The organism is Burkholderia sp. L27(2015) (genome assembly GCF_009765705.1).
GTDB lineage: Bacteria > Pseudomonadota > Gammaproteobacteria > Burkholderiales > Burkholderiaceae > LMUX01.
In genome coordinates this window covers 16838-30951 of record NZ_LMUX01000008.1, presented here as the reverse complement: position 1 = coordinate 30951, position 14114 = coordinate 16838, and the positions used below count along the sequence as shown (strand labels likewise).

General features: G+C 58.8%; 15 protein-coding genes. 7 read left to right on the top strand and 8 right to left on the bottom strand.

Going from position 1 to position 14114, the window contains the following annotated elements:
- Positions 1–291 precede the first annotated feature (291 nt).
- Entirely contained in the window at positions 292–675 is a 384-nt protein-coding gene (locus GSQ77_RS03125) for a hypothetical protein (RefSeq protein ID WP_158898964.1), read from the top strand.
- Between the two features lie 109 nt (positions 676–784).
- On the opposite strand, the gene tal is transcribed toward GSQ77_RS03125, so the two are convergent.
- From tal to GSQ77_RS03105, 4 genes are all read right to left on the bottom strand, one after another.
- Positions 785–1735 carry a transaldolase gene (gene tal / locus GSQ77_RS03120; RefSeq protein ID WP_158899530.1) on the bottom strand — a complete coding sequence of 317 codons (951 nt, stop codon included), beginning with the start codon at positions 1733–1735 and terminating at the stop codon, positions 785–787.
- Positions 1736–1817: 82 nt separating this feature from the next.
- The gene (locus GSQ77_RS03115) at positions 1818–3053 is read right to left on the bottom strand and encodes a benzoate/H(+) symporter BenE family transporter (protein WP_158898962.1); all 1236 of its coding nucleotides are present in this window, start codon (positions 3051–3053) and stop codon (positions 1818–1820) included.
- 143 nt (positions 3054–3196) lie between these two features.
- Positions 3197–4372, bottom strand: a complete 1176-nt coding sequence (locus GSQ77_RS03110; RefSeq protein WP_158898960.1) for a VWA domain-containing protein — start codon at positions 4370–4372, stop codon at positions 3197–3199.
- Between the two features lie 21 nt (positions 4373–4393).
- Entirely contained in the window at positions 4394–5236 is an 843-nt protein-coding gene (locus GSQ77_RS03105; RefSeq protein WP_158898958.1) for a MoxR family ATPase, read from the bottom strand.
- A 322-nt stretch (positions 5237–5558) separates the two neighbouring features.
- Between GSQ77_RS03105 and GSQ77_RS03100 the strand changes: the two genes are divergently transcribed.
- Together GSQ77_RS03100 and GSQ77_RS03095 are read left to right on the top strand one after the other, a co-directional pair.
- Positions 5559–5912 (top strand): c-type cytochrome, encoded by a 354-nt coding sequence (locus GSQ77_RS03100; RefSeq protein WP_158898956.1) that lies wholly within the window; start codon positions 5559–5561, stop codon positions 5910–5912.
- A gap of 80 nt (positions 5913–5992) precedes the next feature.
- The gene (locus tag GSQ77_RS03095; protein WP_158898954.1) at positions 5993–6370 is read left to right on the top strand and encodes a cytochrome c; all 378 of its coding nucleotides are present in this window, start codon (positions 5993–5995) and stop codon (positions 6368–6370) included.
- A 235-nt stretch (positions 6371–6605) separates the two neighbouring features.
- Here GSQ77_RS03095 and GSQ77_RS03090 read toward each other — a convergent pair whose 3' ends face one another.
- From GSQ77_RS03090 to rsxB, 3 genes are all read right to left on the bottom strand, one after another.
- The gene (locus tag GSQ77_RS03090; protein ID WP_158898952.1) at positions 6606–7040 is read right to left on the bottom strand and encodes a DUF1841 family protein; all 435 of its coding nucleotides are present in this window, start codon (positions 7038–7040) and stop codon (positions 6606–6608) included.
- 90 nt (positions 7041–7130) lie between these two features.
- Positions 7131–7775, bottom strand: coding sequence for an endonuclease III (nth, locus tag GSQ77_RS03085; protein WP_158898950.1), 645 nt, complete (start codon positions 7773–7775; stop codon positions 7131–7133).
- A 45-nt stretch (positions 7776–7820) separates the two neighbouring features.
- Complete coding sequence (gene rsxB / locus GSQ77_RS03080; RefSeq protein ID WP_158898948.1) at positions 7821–8732, bottom strand: electron transport complex subunit RsxB; 912 nt, start codon at positions 8730–8732, stop codon at positions 7821–7823.
- 162 nt (positions 8733–8894) lie between these two features.
- On the opposite strand from rsxB, the gene GSQ77_RS03075 reads away from it, so the two are divergent.
- Positions 8895–9527 (top strand): TetR/AcrR family transcriptional regulator, encoded by a 633-nt coding sequence (locus GSQ77_RS03075; RefSeq protein ID WP_158898946.1) that lies wholly within the window; start codon positions 8895–8897, stop codon positions 9525–9527.
- A gap of 226 nt (positions 9528–9753) precedes the next feature.
- On the opposite strand, the gene GSQ77_RS03070 is transcribed toward GSQ77_RS03075, so the two are convergent.
- Complete coding sequence (locus GSQ77_RS03070) at positions 9754–11019, bottom strand: polyhydroxyalkanoate depolymerase (RefSeq protein ID WP_158898944.1); 1266 nt, start codon at positions 11017–11019, stop codon at positions 9754–9756.
- Between the two features lie 406 nt (positions 11020–11425).
- Here GSQ77_RS03070 and GSQ77_RS03065 point away from each other — a divergent pair, with 406 nt between their 5' ends.
- From GSQ77_RS03065 to GSQ77_RS03055, 3 genes are read left to right on the top strand one after another with little or no spacing between them, the layout of a single operon-like run.
- Entirely contained in the window at positions 11426–12259 is an 834-nt protein-coding gene (locus tag GSQ77_RS03065; protein ID WP_158898942.1) for a DUF4118 domain-containing protein, read from the top strand.
- A 34-nt stretch (positions 12260–12293) separates the two neighbouring features.
- Entirely contained in the window at positions 12294–13019 is a 726-nt protein-coding gene (locus GSQ77_RS03060; protein WP_158898940.1) for a 3-ketoacyl-ACP reductase FabG2, read from the top strand.
- Positions 13020–13064: 45 nt separating this feature from the next.
- Entirely contained in the window at positions 13065–14060 is a 996-nt protein-coding gene (locus GSQ77_RS03055) for an NADPH:quinone reductase (protein WP_158898938.1), read from the top strand.
- Positions 14061–14114: the final 54 nt, after the last annotated feature.

The window sequence follows — 14114 nt, the reverse complement described above, 5'->3', positions numbered from 1 at the left end:
CTGAAGATTGCGTACGCCTGGGTTCTGTCCGCAGATCACGGCCTTGGCTGACGGTGTTCATGTTGGCCGACGATCAAGGACGCGGGCCCAAACGAGGGCACATGAGAAGGAAGCGGTTGATACCGGTGCTGCAACACTGATATCAACCTGACCACGTAACAAATGGAGAGATACGATGGCTACAGTCATTATAAGAGAACACGCCCTTATTTCGAGGGGGCAGCGTCTTTGCGCGACGGCATTGCAACCTTTCGTCGCGGCGCCCGCCGTACTGCTCCTCAGGAGGGCTGGATGATGGCCGACAACCTGAAAAAACCGCTCCATGAACTGATTACCGAACAGCTCATCGAGCGGTTGCGACAAGGCAGGGTCTCTAGCGAGCGCCTAACCCCGGTGCAAGCAATACACGAGCACCGCATGCAAGACTGGACCGGCTCGCTGTGCATCAAGGGGGTTGTCCAAGACGGCGATGCAACGCAGTGGGCCGATGACTTAGGCGTTGAGCCAGATTTCTACGGTCTATACGCACAGAAAACGGACAACACCTTGCAGTGGCTGTGCAACTATCGCACGGAGCGACAGGCAGAGGATATGGCCGAACGTCTAGCGGGAGTCTTCTCAATGCTGAAAAACAGCAAGCGGGATTCGAAAGGGACACAGCTTCGTCTAGAGTAAGTACCCGCGATGGTGAGTACCCCCAAAGTGCTCAATTGAGCACCGTTAACTTCGAAGGGGGTACTTTACTTGGTCTATCGCGCGAAAGAAGAGCAGAGGCTCGTCTTTTCTATCGCAACGCCGCGATCATTTTTTCCAACTTGATCGCGTCCGCACAGAACTGACGTATACCTTCCGACAGCTTTTCCGTAGCCATGGCATTTTCGTTGAGCATGTAGCGGAAGGTCGCTTCGGTCGCATCGATGCGCTGCAGCGAGCCATCGGCCGTTTGCGGCGACAATTTGCGCGCCACAGGCTGTTCACTGTCCTGCAACTTCTGCAGCAAATCCGGACTAATGGTCAGCAAATCGCAGCCTGCTAGCTCAAGCACCTGGGAAACCGAACGAAAACTCGCGCCCATCACTTCGGTGGCATAGCCGAACTTCTTGTAATACGCATAGATCTGCTTGACCGACGCGACGCCCGGATCGTTGGCACCACCATCACGCGCTTCATCCCAGTTGCTGCCAGCGTTCTTCTTATACCAATCATAGATGCGCCCGACAAACGGCGAGATCAGTTGCGCACCCGCTTCGGCACACGCGGCGGCCTGCGGCAACGAAAACAACAGCGTCATGTTGCAGTGAACCCCGCGCTTTTGCAGGATCTCGGCCGCGCGTATGCCTTCCCAAGTCGATGCGATCTTGATCAGCACGCGTTCGCGCGAGATGCCTGCGTCGCTGTAAAGCTGGATCAATTGATCGGCTTTGGCGATGGTGGCAGCGGTGTCGAACGACAGGCGGGCGTCCACCTCGGTGGAGACCCGGCCAGGAATGATGGCGAGGATTTGCGTGCCGAACGCGATCAGTACCCGATCAATAAGCGCACCGACCGGCTCCGTAGCGTGGTCGCGCACGGTTTTTTCGAGCAGCGGACGGTAGGCGTCCTGTTGCACGGCTTTCAAGATCAGCGACGGGTTGGTGGTGGCGTCGCGCGGCTGATAGCGTTCTATCGATTGGAAGTCGCCGGTATCGGCGACCACTGTCGTGTATTGCTTGAGCTGTTCGAGTGCGGTCATGATGAGGTCCCGGGTGGGTGGACAAAATCTGGCGCAAATCGGCTATGGATTTGCATTGAAGCCATTGTAGCGCTGGCTTATGACGTCAAGCAGATCGGCGCCCATTCAGTATGAAATGGGCCAGCACGCCCGCAATAAGTCCCCAAAACGCAGACCCGACCGACAGCAGGGTCAAGCCCGAGGCCGTCACCATAAACGTAATCAGGGCCGGCTCTCGCTGGCGTGCCTCGCTCATCGCCTGGCTCAGCCCGCTCATGATCGCGCCCAACAACGCGAGCGCGGCCACCGAGACCACCAGCTCTTTCGGAAAAGCGGCGAACAAGGCCGCGATGGTCGCACCGAAAATACCGGCTATCAGGTAGAACACGCCACACCAGAGCGCGGCCGTATAGCGCTTGTCATGCCGCTCGTGCGCATGCGGCCCAGTACAGATCGCCGCCGTAATGGCCGCCAGATTGATGCCATGTGCACCAAACGGTGCAAGCAACAGCGACGCGATACCGGTCGTCGCAATTAGCGGCGCGGATGGCGTTTGATAGCCGTCGGCGCGCAGCACCGCCAGCCCGGGCATATTTTGCGATGCCATGGCGACGACAAAAAGCGGCAGCGCGATGCCTATCGTCGCGGCCATCGAAAATACCGGCATCGTGAATACAGGGTGTGCCAGCGCAATCTGGAAATGGCTGAAATCGATCAAACCGAGCGCGCGCGAAACCGCGATACCCAGCAGCAAAGTGACCATCACCGCATAGCCAGGCGCGAGGCGCTTGACCACCAGATAGGTGAAGAACATCACGAGCACCAACAGCGTCTGGTGCTGCGCGGCCAGGAAAATTTCGATGCAGATGTGAAACAGGATCCCCGCCAGCAGCGCAGCCGCAAGGCCGGGGGGGATGCGTCGCATGAGCGAGTCGAACCAGCCGGTGATGCCCACTGCCGTGACCAGCAGCGCACACACGATAAACGCGCCGATCGCCTCGGCGTAGGGCACGGTCGTCAGGCTGGCGATCAGCAGCGCGGCACCGGGCGTCGACCAGGCGATGACAATCGGCGCCCGATAGCGCAACGACAGGCCTATGGTGGTCAGCGCCATGCCGATCGAGAGCGCCCAGATCCACGAGGAAATCTGTGCCGCGCTCAGGTGCGCGGCTTGGCCAGCCTGGAACATCAGGATCAGCGAGCTGGTGTAGCCGGTCATCATCGCAACGAAGCCCGCGACCAGCGCGGCCGGCGAAGTATCGGTAATGGGGCTGAACCAGCGATGGCGGCTGGTGATCGCGGCATCCGCGGGGGCGGGTGGGGGAGAGGCCGTAGGTGTCATCGAAAACTCAAAGGCGGAAAAACGGGGTGACTGTGAAACTGACCGCAGGGCTAACTGAAAAGCAGACTACGGGATTAACGGCGCAACAGACCGCGAGCGGCTGCGAGATCGGATCCGAGAGCGACCAATTGGATAGCCCGCGTTTATTTACTGAGCATGCGCATCGCGCTTTCAAGCCCGGCCAACGTCAGCGGGAACATCCGGTTAGGCAGCAACTGGCGAATCGCCGCGATTGACTGCCGATAACCCCAGATCGCTTCCGGTTCAGGGTTGAGCCACGCATGGTGCGGGAACTGGGTGGCAAAGCGTTGCAGCCACACGGCCCCGGCTTCGGCGTTGTTGTATTCGACCGAGCCGCCCGGTTGCAGAACTTCGTATGGGCTCATGGTCGCATCACCGACAAAGATCAGCTTATAGTCGGCGCCGTATTTATGCAGGACATCCCAGGTCGAAAAGCGCTCGGTCTGACGACGCTGGTTTTTCTTCCACAAATAGTCATAAACGCAATTGTGGAAATAGAAAAATTCGAGGTGCTTGAACTCGGATTTTGCAGCCGAGAACAATTCTTCCGTGCGTTTGATGTGATCGTCCATCGAACCGCCCACATCCAGCAGCATCAGCACTTTGACCCGGTTATGCCGCTGCGGCACCAGCTTGATGTCGAGCCAGCCGGCGTTAGCCGCGGTGCTGCGGATCGTATCGTCGAGGTCGAGCTCTTCGGCTGCCCCCTCGCGCGCGAATCGACGCAGGCGGCGCATCGCGACCTTGATGTTGCGGGTGCCCAGCTCGACTTCATCGTCGTAGTCGCGATAGGCGCGCGCCTCCCAGACTTTGAGTGCAGTGCGATTACCGGCCGAATCGCCGCCGATACGCATGCCTTCCGGGTTGAAGCCGCCGTTGCCGAACGGCGAAGTGCCGCCGGTACCGATCCACTTACTGCCGCCTTCATGGCGGCCTTTTTGCTCTTCGAGTAGTTCCTTGAGCCGCGCCATCAGTTTGTCGATGCCGCCGAGCTTTTCGATGCGGGCTTTTTCCTCGGGCGACAGATCGCGCTGCATCTGCTTTTTCAGCCATTCCATCGGCACGTCCAGGCCGAAGTCGGGAATGTGCTGGATACCTTTGAAATAGGCACCGAACGCCTGATCGAACTTATCGTAGTGCTTTTCGTCCTTGACCAGCGTCAAGCGCGACAGTTGGTAAAACTCGTCGATCGAAGGCGCGATCAAGCCTTGCTGCATGCCTTCGAGCAAGGTCAGGAATTCCTTGATCGAAATGGGCAGTTTGGCCGAGCGTAGCGAGAAGAAGAAGTCGATCAGCATGGTTGGGACCGGTGCCGCCGCTTAGCGATGATTGCGGTTCATGAAAATCAAACGCTCGAACAAATGCACATCCTGCTCGTTTTTGAGCAGCGCGCCATGCAATGGCGGAATCAACTGCTTATGATCGGTGCTACGCAGCGCTTCGGGCGGGATGTCTTCGGCCATCAGCAATTTCAGCCAATCTAGCAATTCCGAGGTCGAGGGCTTCTTTTTCAGGCCCGGCACCTGCCGCAGCTCGAAAAAGCTTTCCAGCGCGGCTCGCACCAATTGGCTCTTGATACTGGGGAAATGGACGTCGATGATTTGTTTCATCGTCACCGCATCCGGGAACTGGATGTAATGGAAGAAGCAGCGGCGCAAAAACGCGTCCGGCAGTTCTTTCTCGTTGTTCGACGTGATGATCACCAGCGGCCGGTGCTTGGCGCGTACCAGTTCACGCGTCTCGTAGACGTAAAACTCCATGCGATCGAGTTCGCGCAACAGATCGTTGGGGAATTCGATGTCGGCTTTGTCGATTTCGTCGATCAGCAGGACGGTCTGCTCGTCGGCGTCAAAGGCTTGCCACAGCACGCCTTTGACGATGTACTGGCTGATGTCGCCCACCTTCGGGTCGCCCAGCTGCGAATCGCGCAAGCGCGACACCGCGTCGTACTCGTACAGCCCCTGCTGCGCCTTGGTGGTCGACTTGACATGCCATTGCAACAACGGCGCGCCGAGCGCCGCGGCCACTTCTTCGGCCAGCATGGTCTTGCCGGTACCCGGTTCGCCCTTGATCAGCAGCGGGCGTTGCAGGGTAATCGCCGCGTTGACAGCAAGCTTGAGGTCGTCGGTAGCGACGTAGTGTTCTGAGCCTTCGAAGCGCATGGGGAACGAACCGTCAAAAAGTCAAGTATAAGGCAGAAGTGTGAATTTCCGCAGACGGAACTGACGGTTAGCCGGGGGTTAAGCCACGGCTAACCTTAAGCTTAAGCGACCGGTAACCTTACGGTTAAGCGACGGTTAACTGAGGCATAACGACGCGCCATAGCCATTCTGGCGCATGTAAGCGTTGCCGCGGTGGACGTCAAATATTGGTCCGCGGTACAATTACGTGTTTTTTCGGGCTCGCCTACCTGAGTCGAGAAGCAAAGGCGCTGGGCCAGTTGCGCGCAGCGACCGATATTCCCCAATGTTTAGGTCAGAAGCTATGAACAAATTCGTCATGATGGCAACGCTGTCGGCGCTCGTGGTGTGCTCGGTCGGCGCCCGTGCTGACGTGGTGGGCGACCCCGCTGCGGCGCGCGGCAAGGTGGCGAACTGCATCGGTTGCCACGGCATTACCGATTACCGGACCGCTTTCCCCGAGGTCTATCGGGTCCCGAAACTGGGTGGCCAGAACGCGGCGTATATCGCCACCGCGTTGCGCGAATACCAGAACCGGGACCGTAAGTTCCAAACCATGCATGCGGCAGCCTCCTCGCTCACCGAGCAGGACATTGCCGATATCGCCGCCTATTACGCGGCGCAAACGGCTACCAGTCCGATCAATCCGGACAAGTAAGCTCACGGCCGCCCATTGCCAGACCATCGCCACATTAAGCGCCCGCTGATCGAACTACGAGCATAGGGACAGGAGAATTCATGAACAAGCGTGTACATTCGCCGATTGCCACGATCGCTGCCGCGCTCGCTGCGACCGGTTCGCTGCTGGTCAGTTTCGGCGCGCAAGCGGCAGACGTCGCTAATGGCCGTGCCGTCGTCGATAGTCATAACTGCGCAGCATGTCATGGCGCGACGATGAATAATCCGGTCAATCCGGAATATCCGAAGATTGCCGGCCAATACCCCGACTACATTTTTGCCGCATTGCGCTCGTATAAGGCCGGTGGCAGCAATCCGCTGTTTGGCCGCAACAACGCGATCATGGCAGCGCAAGTGCAGGCGTTGTCGGACGACGACATGCGCGACGTGGCCGCTTATATCGGCTCGCTGCCTGGCGACTTGTTGACCAAGAAATGACATGCATGAAGACGCGTGCGGCGTGAGAGCGCCATTCGCGGTCGCCGAAAAGCGCTAACTGCGATGCAGAAGCGGCGATGCAACAGAGTAGTTAAAAAACCCGGCTCAGGCCGGGTTTTTTATTGGGGCGCGCTGATTGGGGGTGCGCATATTCAGATTTAACTCGGCGTTCAATTCGGCGTTCAATTCGGCGTTCAACTTGGCGATCGACGCGGAAATCGACGCGGTAATTGAGTTAACCGCGGCTGGCCCGGCGCTCGATTGCTGCCAGATAGGCATCGGTATCGGGCGGCGTGCCGTTGCGCTGCGCCTCCCATAGGATCTGACCGAGGCAGTCCATGATCGCGTGCTGGGCGTCGTGAGGCGATCCCAGTCGCCCGATCAATCGTTCATGTGCAGCGCGGATGCCCGGCGGCTGATCGATGGAAAGCTGCTCGGTGATCGCCAAGTGCATCGACAAATGCAGAAATGGGTTGGTCTCGCCACTTTCGGGGCCGTAGTCGGCGCCTTGAGCCCGTTCCGGGTCGCTCAGCGACGCTTGGTATTCAGGGTGCTCGCCGATCCAGTCAGCGGCGATGCTTTCCAGCGGCGTGAGGATTTCGCTGGCGCGTTGCTTGCGCCAGGTTTCGCAGAAAAATTGACGGACCTCGTCACGGCTGGGTTCGAACATAAGGCGGATGGGCTCAAGCTGATGGTTACGTCATGGGCTACTCAATCCCGCCATTTTAAACGCAGGCCGAATTGTTCGCAGAGCAGCGCCTCAACCTTCCGGGTGCGGTGTTTTCGGGCGGAACTCACACAAGGGCTCGATGACACAATGCCAGCACTCTGGCTTGCGCGCCTTGCATACATATCGACCATGCAGCAGCAGCCAATGGTGCGCATTGAGCAGGAACTCGAACGGCGTGACTTTCTCGAGCGCAGTCTCGACGGCGACTACATCCTTGCCTGGCGCGAGGCGTGTGCGATTGGCGACGCGGAAGATATGCGTATCGACCGCTATCGTGTGATGCCCGAACGCCGTATTGAGCACCACATTGGCGGTCTTGCGGCCGACCCCAGGCAGCGCTTCGAGCGCTTCGCGGTTTGCCGGAATTTCACCTCCATGCAGCTCGATCAGCAGCTTGCAGGTGCCGATGACGTTCTTTGCCTTATTGCGAAACAAGCCTATCGTCTTGATGTGTTCCGTTACGCCAGCCTCGCCCAGTTCGATCATGGCTTGCGGTGTATTGGCCGCCGCGAACAAGCCGCGCGTCGCCTTGTTGACGGACACGTCGGTGGCCTGTGCGGAAAGCAGGACGGCGATCAGCAGTTCAAACGGCGAGTGGAATTCGAGTTCAGTGGTCGGATGAGGATCGAGACTTTGCAAAGTCTCGTAGATGGCGCGGCGTTTTTCAGCGTTCATAGGCGGCATTCATGGGCGACGTTCGTTTCCAGGCTTCCCAGGCATTCAGGACGGTTCGTTTGTCTCGGGGGCATTCTTGGGGGCGTTCGGGTCTGAGCCGGCGTATGAACTCTCGCCGGATTCAAGCGACGGCGTTTGCAGCCCTAAGCGCTGACGGCGCTGTTCAGCGGCGTCGATTTGAGCTTGCACTTCGGGGCTGACTTGCTCGATATTCTTGGGTCCTTGTCCGCTTGCCGCCAGCGCTTCCTTCTTGAGGCGAGCGCGCTCCAGCGCGGCCTGAATCACGGCGCGCTTACGGGCTTGCTCCGGATCCACTGGCACGTTTTCAGCCGCGCCGGCCGGCGTTGCCGGGGCCGCACCGACACGGGCAGCTACGCGAGCAGCGGCGCGTGCCTCGGCCTGCGCACGTTCGCGCACTTCACGCGCGAGGCGCTGATCGTGGCGTTGCCGTGCGGCGTCGGCTTGATCCTGAGTCCAGGCCTGCCATCCTGTTTCGTTGCCCGTGATGGGGATCATGTCGATGCAATCCACAGGGCAGGGCGGCACGCACAAGTCACATCCCGTACATAACTCGGTCACGATCGTATGCATCAGTTTCGGGGCGCCGACGATCGCGTCGACCGGGCACGCCTGCATGCACAAGGTACAACCAATGCAAAGCGATTCATCGATGCGAGCCACGGGCCGCGGCCGCTCGATGCCGTTTTCGACATTTAACGCAATGACCGGTTTTCCCAGCAGGCGAGCGAGGCGCTCGATGCCCTCTTCACCACCTGGTGGACATTGATTGTAGTTCGCCGCTGCGCTTGCAATAGCCTCGGCGTAGGGACGGCAACCCGAGTAACCGCACTTGGTACATTGGGTTTGCGGCAACAGGTCTTCGATGCGATCCGAGAGGGTTGAAGCGTCGGTCGCAGTGGTAGCGCTGTCAGCCATGTCGATAGGAGTGCGTTTCATACATCAATTGTCTTCGATTTCATTTTGGCTCGCAGCGCTGTGCCATAATCCAGCCATACTAAATAATCTGAAAATGAACGGCATTGCGCAGTGATCTGGATGCGCGCCGGACTTGTCCATGAGGACGAGTCAGATCGGGTTCCTCGAATTACATCGTATTCTATGACTGAGCAAAAAACGAAACGTGACCCACAGGGCACGCAGCGGCGAATACTCGCAGCCGCCACCGAGGAGTTCACCCGCGCCGGTTTGTCGGGCGCTCGCGTCGATCAGATTGCGAAAAAAGCGCTGACCAACGAACGTATGTTGTATTACTACTTCGGCAGCAAAGAGCAACTGTTCTCGGCTGTGCTCGACCTGGTTTTCGCCAATTTTTCCACAGCGGAGCAGGCAATCGACTTCAGCGGTCTTGGACCGGTTGAGGCGATCACGCTTCTTGCGCACTCGATCTGGAAATACTATCGCGATCATCCGGAGATCTTGCGCCTGGTCAACAACGAAAACCTGCATGAAGCGCGCTATTTGAAACAGTCTACGCTGGTGCCTCAGGCGATTTCACCTTTCCTCGAAACCATTCGGACTATTCTCAAACAGGGCGAAGAGGCCAAGTTGTTTCGCTCGGGCGTTGATCCGGTGCTGCTGATGGTCACGATCTCAGGGCTGGGATATTACGTGGTCTCGAACCGTCACACCATCGAAGTTTCACTGGGCAGCGATTTTACGCAGGGCGCATTGTCTGATGCCGCGGTTCAGATGCACACAGCGATGCTGTTGGCCTATCTGACTCAGAGGTGATGGATAGAGGCGATTCGGCAGTGGTAGATCGCGGACAGGCAGATATCGTCGCCGAATACACACTCTATAGCCTGCAGTGAAAAAACGCTCGAGGTGGTCATCTCGAGCGTTTTTTTAGAGCTGCATAACTGGCCAATTGCGCGAATAACTGCGTGACCGACTGCGCTGGCAATCGCACCGGTACTGCGCACCGGTACTGCGCGCGACCGAACCGCATCGAGACCGCTCAGGCGATTTCGGTTTCGACCTCGCGATCATGCGCGAGGATGAAATCACGCAGTTGCGGATACACCTCGTTGCGCCAGCGTCTTCCCGAGAAAATCCCGTAGTGGCCGCATTTGGCTGCGGTCATATGACGCTTGGCGTACTCCGGAATGCCCTTGCATAAATCGTGGGCTGCGCGCGTTTGTCCCGCGCCGGAAATATCGTCGAACTCGCCTTCGATGGTCAGCAGGGCGGTGTCGCGAATGTCTTGCGGACGCACCGGTTCACCGTTGACGACCCAAGTGCCCTCGGCCAGCCTGAATTCCTGGAACACGACCTTGATCGTATCGAGGTAATACTCGGCTGCCATATCGAGCACGGCGTTGTATTCGTTGTAGAACACACGATGCGCTTCGGCGTCTTCCTCGTCGCCGCGCAGCAAGCTCTCGTAAAAATCGTAATGTGAATTCATGTGGCGCCCCGGATTCATTGCCACGAAACCGGTGTGCTGCAGGAAGCCCGGATAGACGTGACGGCCGTGGCCCGGGTAATTGGGAGGAACCTTGTAAATCACGTTGTTCTCGAACCACTCGTGGGAGTGGCGCATCGCCAGCGAATTGACCGCGGTCGGGCTCAGACGCGCGTCGATCGGCCCGCCCATCATCGTCATGGTGCGTGGCGTATCTTCGCCGCGGCTGGCCATCAGCGAAATGGCGGCGAGTACCGGCACGGTGGGTTGACACACCGAGATCACATGCAGGTTTTTCGCGCCGATATGACGGATGAACGATTCGATATAGGCGACGTAATCGTCGAGATGGAAGGGACCGACCTCGGCGTCCACCATGCGTGCGTCGACCCAGTCGGTGATGTAGACCTTGTGATCTTGCAGCAACGTGCGCACAGTTTCGCGCAACAACGTCGAATGATGGCCCGACAGCGGGGCGCACACGAGCACGACAGGCTCTTCCTTGAGCTGGGCGACCGCATCGCTGTCGTCAGCGTAGCGTTTGAAACGCACCAGCTTGCAAAACGGCTTTTCGACGATGATCTGTTCGATTACCGGAATTCGATGGCCGTCTTTCTCGATTTCGCGGATGTTGAATTCGGGCTTTTCGTAATCCTTGCCCAATCGGTACAGCAGCTCATAGCCGGCCGCGATGCGCGGAGCGCCGGGCACGTAGGATAAGGGGCTGGACGGATTGACGTAGGTTTTTGACGCGGCCTCGGCCCAGGCCGTCAAGGGCCCGAGCAGGGCGCGCTGAAATTCGTGGAGCTGATAGAGCATGGGAGCTCCAAGTAAAAAGTGAGGATAAACCAAGGGGCGCCCATTACGACGCAGTCTTATTCACTAAGACCTTACCACCTAAGGATAATTTACCACATCGGACTAACCCGCATGTTGCAACGCGTCATCGAAACAGACTAAAAATTGTCTTTTGCCGACGATCTTATTCGTATACACCGATTTTCGCCACTGGCACGAAGCGTGTAATAATCGGACATATTTCACCCGTTACGCGCGCTCCGGACCGCCGCCCGAATCAGAGCAAGAAGGCCGTCTGGCGTTCGCCACCGCTTGGTCGTCGTTTGCCGCCGCTTTGGTGCTGTTTCGGCGCGGTTGTGGCACATTGCTCGGCGCGCGGTTCTGCAGTTTCGCGACAATTACCCTGACCTAGTGTCCACTGAATCTTATGAAAATACGTAACGCCCGCCGCTGGGCGCCTAGCGGCGGCTGGCGGTATGCGGTTGCATTGGCGGCATTTGTCCTCGCTTTGGTAACACGTCGGGAGCTGCAGCCCCTGCTCGGGCCCTTTCTACCCGCGTTGTTTTTCAGCGTCGCGGCGATCCTGACCGAGTTTTTCCTTGGCTTGGGGCCGGCGTTGCTCCTCGTCCTGATCAGTTTGCCCGCGCTCGATTTCTATTTCGTGCCACCGTTCGAGGATTTCGGCGCGATCAACCAAGTCGACGTGATTGTTATTTTTGGTCATTTAACGATTAATTTGCTCGGTATCGGCTTGATCGAGTGGTTGCGGCGCGTGCAGTATCAGGCCGAGCTATTGGCAGAAGTCTCGCGTTCTCGCTACGAGATCCTGTTGCGAGTCGATAACGAGCGGATCCTGGCCGAGGACACGACACGTCTGACCAATCGTCTGTTGCGCAATTTCACCGCTAATCTCGATAGCGTGATGTATATCGGCAATGCCAGCATCGGTTACGAGTTTATCGGTGAAGTGTTGCGCCGCGAGGCCGACCTTCCGCTGGCCGACACGCGTGGCCGGGATTTTCAGCACATTCTTCATCCCGAGGATGCCGAAATGCTGGAGGCCGATCTGGCCGGTGAGGGCGATTCGCTCGAACGCCGGCAGCTCAGGCTGCGCATACGTCGCAAAACCGGTTCCTACCATTACTACGATTGCGGCCTTGAGTTTTTCAAGGCGCAAAGCGGGATATTCGTCGTGATTCGCCAAACGATCGTAGCGGTTGATCCACTGCCCCCCGCAAGCGTTGTCTTGGCGATAGAGTGAGACACATATCATTGATCTACGGGAGTCTTGTGACGTGAAGCGGCGTGTTCTGGTTACTGGGGCCAGCGGGGGTATTGGCGGCGCCATTGCCCGTCAACTGGGCGCTGACGGGTTCGCCGTCACGGTTCATTATCGTGGCGCACTGGCGCAGGCTGAGGCCGTATGCGCAGAAATCATCGCGCAGGGGGGCGCTGCGCAATTGCTCCAATTCGATGTGCGCGATAGGCTTGCATGCCGCAGCGCGCTCGAAGCCGACATCGCTGAGAACGGCGCGTACTACGGCATTGTTTGCAACGCCGGCGTGACGCGCGACAACGCGTTTCCGGCGCTCTCCGGAGAAGACTGGGATATCGTGCTGGAAACCGGCCTCGACGGATTTTTCAACGTCGTCCAGCCTTTGACCATGCCGCTGGTACGTGCCAAAGCCGGTGGGCGCATCGTTACGATCGCCTCGGTATCGGGTGTGACGGGCAATCGCGGGCAGGTCAACTACAGCGCAGCCAAAGCGGGCTTGATCGGCGCGACCAAAGCGCTGGCGACCGAACTGGCCACGCGTGGCATCACAGTCAACTGCGTGGCGCCGGGACTGATCGATACCGATATGCTTCAGGGCGCGGCGCTGGAGCACGCGCTCAAGGCGGTACCGATGAACCGCGTAGGGCGGCCGGAAGAGGTCGCAGCGCTGGTCGGGTTTTTGATGTCGGACGCAGCGTCTTACATTACACGTCAGGTGATCGGTGTGAACGGCGGAATTATCTAGTCGGCTCAACGACAGCGGGCAGCATACGTGCGGGGATCTACTGCAATGAAAGCAGCGTTCTACACCGAAACAGGCATCGCGAGCGACGTACTGCGCATCGGCGAGGTGCCGACACCCGAACCCGGCGTCGGTGAAATCCGCGTCAAACTCAAATATTCGGGCGTCAATCCGTCGGACGTCAAAAGCCGTGGGGGCACCGTGGCACGCAGTGCGGGGCTGCCGCTCGTGATTCCGCATAGCGACGGCGCGGGCGTGATCGACCGGGTGGGCGACGGCGTATCGACGGATCGCCTCGGCGAACGGGTGTGGGTCTTCAACGGCCAGTGGAACCGTCAATACGGTACTGCGGCGGAATTTATCGTCCTGCCCGCTCAACAAGCCGTGCCGCTGCCCGGCGCGACTTCGTTCGAGGAGGGCGCCTGCCTCGGCATCCCGGCATTGACCGCGTGGGTTGCCGTGCATCATGCCGCGCATGATGTCGATTCGTCGACCCATACACGCGTGTTGGTCCAGGGCGGTGCGGGCGCGGTCGGGCACTACGCGATCCAGTTCGCCAGGCTGCGCGGCGCGTTCGTGCTCGCAACCGTGAGCTCGGAGGAAAAGGCCGCCTACGCGAAAAGCGCGGGCGCCGACCAGGTGATCAACTATCGAACTGAAGACGTCGCCGCACAGGTCAAGGCATTGACCGAAGACCACGGTGTGGACGCCGTGATCGAAGTGAATTTTTCCGCGAACCTGCTGCCCGATCTCGATGTGCTCGCGCACGGTGGCAAGATCGTCGTGTATGGCGCGCAAAGCGATTCGGCGACGTTACCGCTGCGCCGCTTGCGCGGGCTCAACGCCACGCTGCAATTCATGCGTGTCTACGACATCGCGCGAGTCTTGCGCGCGCAGGCTATCGATTCGTTGACCCGACACCTGGCGCAGGGTGATTTACGCCATCAGATTGCCCAGGTTTATCCGCTCGATCGTATTGCCGATGCGCACGACGCGGTGGACTCGGGCAGCGCGATCGGCAATGTACTAATCGCGCTGGACTGACGGCTCAACGTCCGGGATCAACGCTCGGGCTCAGCGTCCCGAATCAACGCCCTG

Excerpts from the sequence above, each read along its gene's own strand:
- GSQ77_RS03125 (WP_158898964.1), top strand. The coding sequence starts at position 292 with ATGATGGCCGACAACCTGAAAAAACCGCTCCATGAACTGATTACCGAA.
- GSQ77_RS03115 (WP_158898962.1), bottom strand. The coding sequence starts at position 3,053 with ATGACACCTACGGCCTCTCCCCCACCCGCCCCCGCGGATGCCGCGATC.
- GSQ77_RS03075 (WP_158898946.1), top strand. The coding sequence starts at position 8,895 with ATGACTGAGCAAAAAACGAAACGTGACCCACAGGGCACGCAGCGGCGA.
- GSQ77_RS03065 (WP_158898942.1), top strand. The coding sequence starts at position 11,426 with ATGAAAATACGTAACGCCCGCCGCTGGGCGCCTAGCGGCGGCTGGCGG.
- GSQ77_RS03110 (WP_158898960.1), bottom strand. The coding sequence starts at position 4,372 with ATGCTGATCGACTTCTTCTTCTCGCTACGCTCGGCCAAACTGCCCATT.
- nth (WP_158898950.1), bottom strand. The coding sequence starts at position 7,775 with ATGAACGCTGAAAAACGCCGCGCCATCTACGAGACTTTGCAAAGTCTC.
- rsxB (WP_158898948.1), bottom strand. The coding sequence starts at position 8,732 with ATGAAACGCACTCCTATCGACATGGCTGACAGCGCTACCACTGCGACC.
- GSQ77_RS03070 (WP_158898944.1), bottom strand. The coding sequence starts at position 11,019 with ATGCTCTATCAGCTCCACGAATTTCAGCGCGCCCTGCTCGGGCCCTTG.
- GSQ77_RS03100 (WP_158898956.1), top strand. The coding sequence starts at position 5,559 with ATGAACAAATTCGTCATGATGGCAACGCTGTCGGCGCTCGTGGTGTGC.
- GSQ77_RS03105 (WP_158898958.1), bottom strand. The coding sequence starts at position 5,236 with ATGCGCTTCGAAGGCTCAGAACACTACGTCGCTACCGACGACCTCAAG.
- GSQ77_RS03090 (WP_158898952.1), bottom strand. The coding sequence starts at position 7,040 with ATGTTCGAACCCAGCCGTGACGAGGTCCGTCAATTTTTCTGCGAAACC.
- GSQ77_RS03055 (WP_158898938.1), top strand. The coding sequence starts at position 13,065 with ATGAAAGCAGCGTTCTACACCGAAACAGGCATCGCGAGCGACGTACTG.
- GSQ77_RS03095 (WP_158898954.1), top strand. The coding sequence starts at position 5,993 with ATGAACAAGCGTGTACATTCGCCGATTGCCACGATCGCTGCCGCGCTC.